Genomic DNA, 7,386 nt, shown 5'->3' on the forward strand with positions numbered 1-7,386 from the left:
GTCTGCTCGGGGTGCTCGGGCCCGCGCTGCGCACGCGCAGGTACCGGGCGCGATTGCGCGGGGTGGAACACCGTGGGGTCGTGACGGCGGCGATGGTCTACGACCACCTGCCGATCATCGACGTCTTCCGCCGGGTCGACGACGACACCGTGCTCGGTTTGATGGACTTCCGTGACATGCCGGAGCCGTACTTCTTCGTCCTGGCCCGCGACTGACGCTCAGGGGTGGTGCATCGCCGCGATCAGGGGTACTCATGAGGTATGGAACGGCTGGTCGAAAGGACGGCAGGCCATGGCTACACACCACGATCCGCATGTACACAAGTTCCCCGATACCGAGCGCACGTTCCGTTCCCACGCGGGTGAGTCCATCCAGGACTCGCTCAACTGGCCCGGACTGTTCCTCATCGGTGTCGGCATCGTCTTTCTCGCCGCGACGCTGACCGCCGCGGGATCCGGCTTCGTCGGGTGGGCAGTGATCGCAGGCCTGATCTGTGGCGTGTGTTTGCTGTCGGGAGTGATGATCGTGCTCGCGGAGCATCGCCGGATCAAGCTCGGTGAGGGACTGCACCTGAGTGACCCGGGCGGCCACTGAGGTGACCGGCTGGTCCTCGCCCGGGCAGCCCCGTCTGCCCGGGCGATAGTCGTTTGCGTCAGGCCCGGCGGGATTCGAGGGCGTCCAGGCTCGTCGCGGCCTGACCCGAAAACCGATTGGACCACTGTCCATCTTTGGCGCAGTGTTGACGCTCATGAGCGAACATCCCGCCCAGCGGCGCACTCTCGCGGTGCTTGTGGCCGCCCAGATATTCAGTGGAGCGGGCCTGGCCGCAGGCATTACCGTCGGCGCGCTGCTGGCACAGGACATGCTCGGGTCGACCGGACTGGCCGGATTGCCCAGTGCGATGTTCACCGTCGGATCGGCGGCGGCCGCGGTCGCGGTCGGGCGGATCTCGCAGCGCGCCGGACGCCGAGCGGGGCTGACCTTCGGCTACCTGATCGGCGCGCTCGGCAGTTTCGGGGTTGTCGTCGCGGCGGTCACCGGGAGCATCGCGTTGCTGTTCGCGTCGTTGCTGGTCTACGGGGCGGGCACGGCGACGAGCTTGCAAGCGCGCTACGCCGGCGCCGATCTCGCCACCCCGGCGCACCGGGCACGCGCGATCAGCACGGTTCTCGTCGCGACGACGGTCGGCGCGGTCGTCGGTCCCAATCTGCTGCACCCGATGGCCGATCTGGCCACGGCGTGGGGAATTCCGCCGCTGTCAGGGCCTTTCGTGTTGTCGGGTGCGGCATATCTGGTCGCCGGGATCGTGCTGTGGGTGATGTTGCGGCCCGATCCGCTCGTGCTCGCCCGCAGCATCGCCGTGTCGGAACAGCCCGCCGAATCGGCCGGCACGTCTGCCGCGAAGACGTGGTCGGGGCCGATCGTGGCCGGGGCGACGGTGATGGTGGTGACCCAGCTCGTCATGGCCGCCGTCATGACGATGACGCCGATCCACATGCAGCACCACGGTCACGGAGTCGGGGCCGCGGGCTTCGTCATCGCGGTGCACGTCGCCGGGATGTATCTGCCGTCGCTGCTGTCGGGCCTGCTCGTCGACCGGTTCGGAGCCGGGCTGGTCGCCGTGGCGGCGGCAGTCACCCTGGTCGCGGCGGGGCTGGCCGCCGCCCTCGCACCGCCGAGTTCGGTGATCGCACTGGCAGCCGCCCTCGGCCTGCTCGGAGTGGGCTGGAATCTGGGCCTCGTCGCGGGCACCACGATGATCGCCGACGCCACCCCGGTCGCGACCCGCGCTCGCACCCAGGGCACCGTCGACGTGGGCATCGCCATCGCGGGCGCGGGCGGCGGACTGGGATCGGGGCTGATCGTCGCGGCCGCCGATTTCCCCGGCCTGGCCTACCTCGGTGCGGCGATCGCGCTGCTCATCGTCCCGGCGTTGGCGTGGAGTACGCGCCGCTCGCGGGTGCTGGAGGAGGTTCGCCCCGTCGACGCCCAGGTCGACGGCTGACCCGCGGTGGGACCGGCGGCCATGCGATGATCTGCCGCATGAAAGGTCAAGCGAACACCCCGCGGCTGCTCGGCTTACTCGGTGGCGTCGCTGTCCTGCTGCTGATCACCAACTGGAGCCCGATGCGTGCCGTCGCCTACGGCGTCATCTGGTCGGTTGCCGCCGTGGTTCTCGTCCTCCGGGACCGGCGCCGCTCCGCCGGGAAGGCAGCCCCCGAACCGTGGAAATAGACGGGAGCTGAGTGCCAGCGAAACGCCTGGACTCGGTGCGGGGCCGACCCTAGGATCGGCGGATCATATTCGGGCAGTGGGGGGATTTGTCGTGTCGACCGTACTCAGGGGCGCGAGCTGGGTCGTGTCCTTCGTTCCGCTGCTCTCGATCGGATTCCTGACATGGCCGCTGTTCGCGGTCCTGGCGGTGCGGGCGAGGTCGTGGCCGGTGGCGGGCGCCGCACTCGGGTATCTGGGGTTGCTCGTCCTGGCGCTGTGGACGTTCCAGACCCACGACACCGTGTTCGACATCAGCCTGTTCCTGCTGATGGTCGGTGGCACCGCACACGCGGTGCTGGTGCGGCACTTGTGGTTTCGTCGGATCTGGCGGCGGCCCGCGCCGGTCGAGGCCGACGTCGTAGCGATCGACTTCGCCATGGTGTCGGCGGGCGGTGTCGCGCCGGAACCTGTTCTCGCCGAACCGGTCACGGTCGAGGAACCGGTGCAGCGGCTGCTCGATGAGATCGATGAGCTCGTCGAGGAGAGCATGCGCGACGGCGAGCCGCAGGTCGGGTACGACTACGACGATCCGACCTACCCGGACTGCCCGAACCCGTACTGCGACGAGCCCTGGCACGGGCTCGCGATCACCACGCGCATGGAGCGGATGCGCACCTACGGCGAGGTGGACGTCGACTACGACTATCGCGACGACGACAGTCCCGTGCTGTGTCAGGGATCGGCGTTCGAGGGGGAGTGGGAGCAGCCGTCCCACGAGGTGACAGCCGATCGGTGGGAATCGGAACGGGCTCTCCCGCCGCCGGATCCGGAACCCGATCCCGTGGTGGCGCTGCGCGCTCGCGCCGACACGCTGTGGATGGCCGTCGCTCGGCCAGCGGTGCTGATCGTGGTGGCGAGCTGGCTGCTCGCGATGGTGTCGATGTTTTTGACGCCCGCGCAGTGGCGCTGGCTCACCGTCGTCGTCGGTGGAATGGCACCGATGTGGGCAGGCTGGCTGTACGGGCGCGAGAAGCGACTGTTCCCGGACGGGTATGCGCGGAAAAGGTTGCGGGCGCGGCGATCCGCTCTGGCGGCGGTCGTGCTGATGATGTGGGCCGGGTGGCTGCCGATGCGATGGGCGTGGGAACCACCGCTCGACCCAGCCGGCGGATACTTCGCCCTGGTCATCGCGTGCGCGGTGGCCTGTCTCGGGCATGCCGTCGTGCAGATCGGCCGGGTCCGCCCGGTAGCCGGTGCATCGCTGAACGACCTGACCGAGACCGATCCGAAGGCGCACGGCGAGAACCTGGTGGTCCTCGGCTTCGGCTGGATGCTGTTCGGGCTGCCGATCACCTTGCTGTTCTGCTGGATCCTCGGGTACTGGGCGTACCAGCCCGGCGCGATGTGGGCGGCGGTGGCGGTGAACGCGGTGCTCGTGCTGGCCTTCTTCGTCGAGTCGGGCGCGGTGAAGATCCTGACGAAAGCCCGTGACGAGGGCGATCTTCCGATGATCGTGTTCCTCATGATCGGTGTCGGCGCACTGCTGGTCTGGTCGCTGCTGCGGATCGGGTCGACGCAGTTCCAGCCGTGATCTGCGCCGGTGCGGGAGGATGGGCTGGTGCTGATCCGCATCGTGGGAACCGGGTTGCCCGGCTCGTCCTGTCACCCCGCCGGCGCCCCTGCGTACACGAACATCCATGTCGGCGTGCAGCGCAGGAACCGGCCGGAGGAACTGCTCGACCTGCAGCGCGGTGACGCGGAGTCGGTCACCTGGACGCTGGAATGCTCGGTCGACGGCGCCGATGTGCGTGGCCCGTATGTCCAGGGTGGCCCCGGTGCCCGGTTCGTCTACCTCAGCTGGGGCACCGTCGACGATGCCGGAACCTTCGCGATGTTCCGCCGGGCGAAGCTGATGCTCGCCGACGTGCCCACCGAGGTCATGGCGGCGGCGACGGTATCCGGTGTCCTCGAAGCCAGGCTCGGACTGACCGACGCCACCGGAAACCCGGTGTGCGCGAGGGTGAAACCACCGGCCATCCGGTGGACCGCGGAATCTCAGGCGGGAACAGCTTCGCGGTCGGCACCGTCGAACGGGGGATAGCTGTCGCCGCCGGTCTGCTCGGCCGCCGCGATATAGGCCGCCAACGCGTCGCGGGACCGCGCGAGCCGGTCGATCTGGTCGGTGAGGCGCTGCATCCGTGACTGCATCGCAGCCAGGAGGTCGGGGCAACCGGGCAGCTCGGGGACTTCGCCTTGGGCGCAGGGCAGCAGGTAGGCGATGTCTTCCGACGACAGGCCCGCACCGAGCAGGTGCCGGATCTGCGTCACCCGCAGCACGGAATGCTCGGGGTAATCGCGATTGCCGTTGGCACTGCGGTCGGCCTCCAGCAGCCCCTGGGCCTCGTAATAGCGCAGCTGATGGGCGTTGACGCCCGTCCGATGACTCAGTTCCCCGATTCGCATCGAATCCCTCACTTGACCTTCACACCGGTATCAACGTTGACGATGCTCCCATGAACAACACCACCGACACACCTGTGACCGTCATCGGACTCGGCCTGATGGGCCAGGCACTCGCCGGCGCCTTCCTCGCCGCCGGGCATCCCACCACCGTCTGGAACCGCACCGGCGCCAAGGCCGACCACCTGGTGACCCGAGGCGCGCGACTGGCGCCCACGGTCGGCGACGCGCTCGCGGCGAGTCGGCTGGCCATCGTCTGCGTCACCGACTACACGGCAGTGCGCGAACTGCTCACCGCGAGCGAGGTTTCGCTCGACGGCACGACCATTGTCAACCTGACCTCGGGCGATTCGGCCCAGGCCAGAGAAGCCGCGCGGTGGGCCGAGCAGCGCGGCGTGCGCTACCTCGACGGCGCCATCATGGCCATCCCGTCGACAATCGGAACCGCCGAGGCCGTGATCCTGCACAGCGGGCCGCAAGCGGACTTCGACGCCCACCGGCCCACACTCGAAGCGCTCGGCGGCGTCAGCTATCTGGGCGCCGACCACGGGCTCGCGTCCCTGTACGACGTGGCGGGCCTGGCCATGATGTGGAGCGTGCTCAACGCCTGGCTGCAGGGCACCGCGATGCTGCGGACCGCCGGTGTCGATGCCACGACCTATGCGCCGTTCGCGCAGCTGATCGCCACCGGCGTGGCCGAGTGGCTGCCCGGCTATGCCGAGCAGATCGACCGCGGGGAGTTTCCCGCCGAGGTGTCGGCGCTGGCGACCGATGCGCGAGCAATGGCACACCTGGTCGAAGAGAGCGAGGCACTCGGTGTCAACGCCGAGCTACCCAGGCTGATCAAGGCGATGGCCGACCGGTCGATCGCGGCCGGGCACGGCGACGAGCAGTATCCGGTGCTGATCGAGGAATTCACCAAGCCTTACAACAGCTGACGGTTATCGGTTTGCCACTCGAATCCGCTGGGCGGCAGACCGATTCGTGATCAGGCGAGGGTAGCCAGCAGCGCGGGTAGTGCCGTGCCGATGGGTTCGCGGATCACCTCGTCGGCGAGCGCGTCGTAGGGCGTCGGCTCGGCGTTGACGATGATCAGCCGCGCACCGTGCTCGGCGGCGATGCCTGCCAGCGACGCGGCGGGCTGGACCTGCAGGCTCGTGCCGACGGCGATGAAGACGGTGCACGCCTGCGCGATCGTCATCGCCTGACCGAGAACCTCCGGATCGAGCGCTTGACCGAACATGACCGTCGCGGTCTTGAGGATGCCGCCGCAGCGCAGGCACGCCGGATCGTCCTCGCCCGCCGCGATCCGGTCCAGCGCGGCCTCGGTGGTCGTGCGGTCCTCGCACGCCGTGCAGACCACCGCGCGGGCATTGCCGTGCAGTTCCAGGACCTTGCGGTCGGGCAGACCGGCGAGCTGGTGCAGCCCGTCGACATTCTGGGTGATCACCCGCACCGCCACTCCGGCCTCAGCCAGGGCGGTGACGGCCCGATGCGCGGCATTGGGCTCGGCGCGCCAGGCCGGATGTTCGCCGCGCATGAGCCAGGAGCGGCGGCGGATGTCGGGGTCGCGCATGTAGTAGTCGTAGGTGACCAGTTTCTCGGCGTCGGGATCGCGCTGCCACAGGCCGTTCGGCCCGCGATAGTCGGGGATTCCGCTGTCGGTGGAGACACCGGCGCCGGACAGGATCGCCACGAGAGGTCGGCTGGTCATGGGTTCAGCGTAGGGCAGCTGGGGGCTCCCCAATCTGGCTATGGTGCGCTAAAGTCTGCCTGGAATCAACAGCGGAAGGTGGCAGACGATGACGGCGACAGCGGTCAAACAGCAGGTGCTCGAACTCGGTGGGGCGTTCATGCTCTCGCGCGAGGTCAGGGACTTCGGGGACACGGTCGGGGTGCCGGGATTCCACGGCACCTACACGCGTGGGCGCGGCGGCGTCCTCGGTGATGTCGACGCCGATGTGGTCTCGGCGGCCTTCGGCTTCTTCGAACCCGGATGTATCCGTGCCGCATGGGAATCGGTGCCGCTGCCCGCCGCCGACGCGGCCGCGGCCTACCTGGCCGCCTGTCACGACTTCGGGCGCCGCAAGCTCGCCGGCTTCGACGAGGCCGACGCCGAACGCCTCGCCGAACTGCTGGCCCGCGTCGTCGATGCCGCGCCCTCGGCGGGGCTGCCGTTGTTCGCCGGCTGGCGCGCGATGCCGCTGCCCGCCGACGGCAGGGCCGCGCTCGTGCAGGTGAGCCACGTCCTGCGGGAACTGCGCGGCGGCCTGCATTTCATCGCCGTGACCGCCAACGGGCTGACCCCGCTGCAAGCGATCCTGATCGCGGGCTCCCCGATGTCGGACGGGCCGACCCACGCGCGCCTGCTCGGCTGGTCCGAGCCGTTCGAGGAGGTCACCGACGAGATGCGGGCGCGCTGGGACGCCGCCGAGGCATTGACCGACGAGCTCATCGCCCCCTGCTTCGAGGTACTCGACGCCGACGAGCGAGACGAGCTGGCCACGCTGCTGACCGCGGCACACCGGGTGATGCTGGTGCGCTGACTCGCCGAACCGAGGACGTCGCGGCCGCGGCCCACGATCAGCAAGTCCCCGGCGCCCCTGGCGGCCCGGGGGAAATCGGTGTGGGCCGCCCACCCCCCCCCGCCCGCGCCCGCGGCGCCCCCCCCGCGCGGGGGCTCCCACACAAAAGCGGCGCCGGGAGCGGGTA

The 7,386-nt window shown here is 69.5% G+C and carries 10 protein-coding genes; 8 read left to right on the forward strand and 2 right to left on the reverse strand.

Going from position 1 to position 7,386, the window contains the following annotated elements; genetic code table 11:
* The 6 genes from ACFWPJ_RS13900 to ACFWPJ_RS13925 form a co-directional block, all read left to right on the forward strand.
* Window positions 1-215, forward strand: a 215-nt coding sequence (locus tag ACFWPJ_RS13900) for a DUF4334 domain-containing protein (protein ID WP_378850882.1), incomplete at its 5' end; no start/stop codon positions are given.
* Window positions 216-291: 76 nt separating this feature from the next.
* Window positions 292-594 (forward strand): hypothetical protein, encoded by a 303-nt coding sequence (locus ACFWPJ_RS13905; protein ID WP_189028937.1) that lies wholly within the window; start codon window positions 292-294, stop codon window positions 592-594.
* 154 nt (window positions 595-748) lie between these two features.
* Window positions 749-2,005, forward strand: coding sequence for an MFS transporter (locus ACFWPJ_RS13910; RefSeq protein WP_378850885.1), 1,257 nt, complete (start codon window positions 749-751; stop codon window positions 2,003-2,005).
* Between the two features lie 38 nt (window positions 2,006-2,043).
* Window positions 2,044-2,235, forward strand: a complete 192-nt coding sequence (locus ACFWPJ_RS13915) for a hypothetical protein (protein WP_378850887.1) — start codon at window positions 2,044-2,046, stop codon at window positions 2,233-2,235.
* Window positions 2,236-2,326: 91 nt separating this feature from the next.
* Window positions 2,327-3,805, forward strand: a complete 1,479-nt coding sequence (locus ACFWPJ_RS13920; RefSeq protein WP_378850890.1) for a hypothetical protein — start codon at window positions 2,327-2,329, stop codon at window positions 3,803-3,805.
* 27 nt (window positions 3,806-3,832) lie between these two features.
* On the forward strand, window positions 3,833-4,315 hold the full coding sequence (locus ACFWPJ_RS13925) for a DUF5990 family protein (protein ID WP_378850892.1): 483 nt from the start codon (window positions 3,833-3,835) through the stop codon (window positions 4,313-4,315).
* Here the strand turns inward: ACFWPJ_RS13925 and ACFWPJ_RS13930 are convergent.
* Window positions 4,270-4,677, reverse strand: a complete 408-nt coding sequence (locus tag ACFWPJ_RS13930) for a MerR family transcriptional regulator (protein ID WP_378850895.1) — start codon at window positions 4,675-4,677, stop codon at window positions 4,270-4,272. The two genes, ACFWPJ_RS13925 and ACFWPJ_RS13930, sit on opposite strands and share 46 nt — an antisense overlap.
* 50 nt (window positions 4,678-4,727) lie before the next feature.
* Between ACFWPJ_RS13930 and ACFWPJ_RS13935 the strand changes: the two genes are divergently transcribed.
* The gene (locus ACFWPJ_RS13935) at window positions 4,728-5,612 is read left to right on the forward strand and encodes an NAD(P)-dependent oxidoreductase (RefSeq protein ID WP_378850897.1); all 885 of its coding nucleotides are present in this window, start codon (window positions 4,728-4,730) and stop codon (window positions 5,610-5,612) included.
* A gap of 50 nt (window positions 5,613-5,662) precedes the next feature.
* On the opposite strand, the gene ACFWPJ_RS13940 is transcribed toward ACFWPJ_RS13935, so the two are convergent.
* Window positions 5,663-6,388 carry an NAD-dependent deacetylase gene (locus tag ACFWPJ_RS13940; RefSeq protein ID WP_378850900.1) on the reverse strand — a complete coding sequence of 242 codons (726 nt, stop codon included), beginning with the start codon at window positions 6,386-6,388 and terminating at the stop codon, window positions 5,663-5,665.
* A gap of 88 nt (window positions 6,389-6,476) precedes the next feature.
* Here ACFWPJ_RS13940 and ACFWPJ_RS13945 point away from each other — a divergent pair, with 88 nt between their 5' ends.
* The gene (locus ACFWPJ_RS13945; protein WP_378850902.1) at window positions 6,477-7,220 is read left to right on the forward strand and encodes a hypothetical protein; all 744 of its coding nucleotides are present in this window, start codon (window positions 6,477-6,479) and stop codon (window positions 7,218-7,220) included.
* Window positions 7,221-7,386 lie beyond the last annotated feature (166 nt).

The organism is Nocardia sp. NPDC058497 (assembly GCF_042720195.1).
Classification (GTDB): Bacteria; Actinomycetota; Actinomycetes; order Mycobacteriales; family Mycobacteriaceae; genus Nocardia.

Bases quoted from the DNA above. Each gene is read 5' to 3' on its own strand.
- ACFWPJ_RS13945 (WP_378850902.1), top strand. From the start codon at position 6,477: ATGACGGCGACAGCGGTCAAACAGCAGGTGCTCGAACTCGGTGGGGCG.
- ACFWPJ_RS13910 (WP_378850885.1), top strand. From the start codon at position 749: ATGAGCGAACATCCCGCCCAGCGGCGCACTCTCGCGGTGCTTGTGGCC.
- ACFWPJ_RS13905 (WP_189028937.1), top strand. From the start codon at position 292: ATGGCTACACACCACGATCCGCATGTACACAAGTTCCCCGATACCGAG.
- ACFWPJ_RS13915 (WP_378850887.1), top strand. From the start codon at position 2,044: ATGAAAGGTCAAGCGAACACCCCGCGGCTGCTCGGCTTACTCGGTGGC.
- ACFWPJ_RS13940 (WP_378850900.1), bottom strand. From the start codon at position 6,388: ATGACCAGCCGACCTCTCGTGGCGATCCTGTCCGGCGCCGGTGTCTCC.
- ACFWPJ_RS13930 (WP_378850895.1), bottom strand. From the start codon at position 4,677: ATGCGAATCGGGGAACTGAGTCATCGGACGGGCGTCAACGCCCATCAG.
- ACFWPJ_RS13935 (WP_378850897.1), top strand. From the start codon at position 4,728: ATGAACAACACCACCGACACACCTGTGACCGTCATCGGACTCGGCCTG.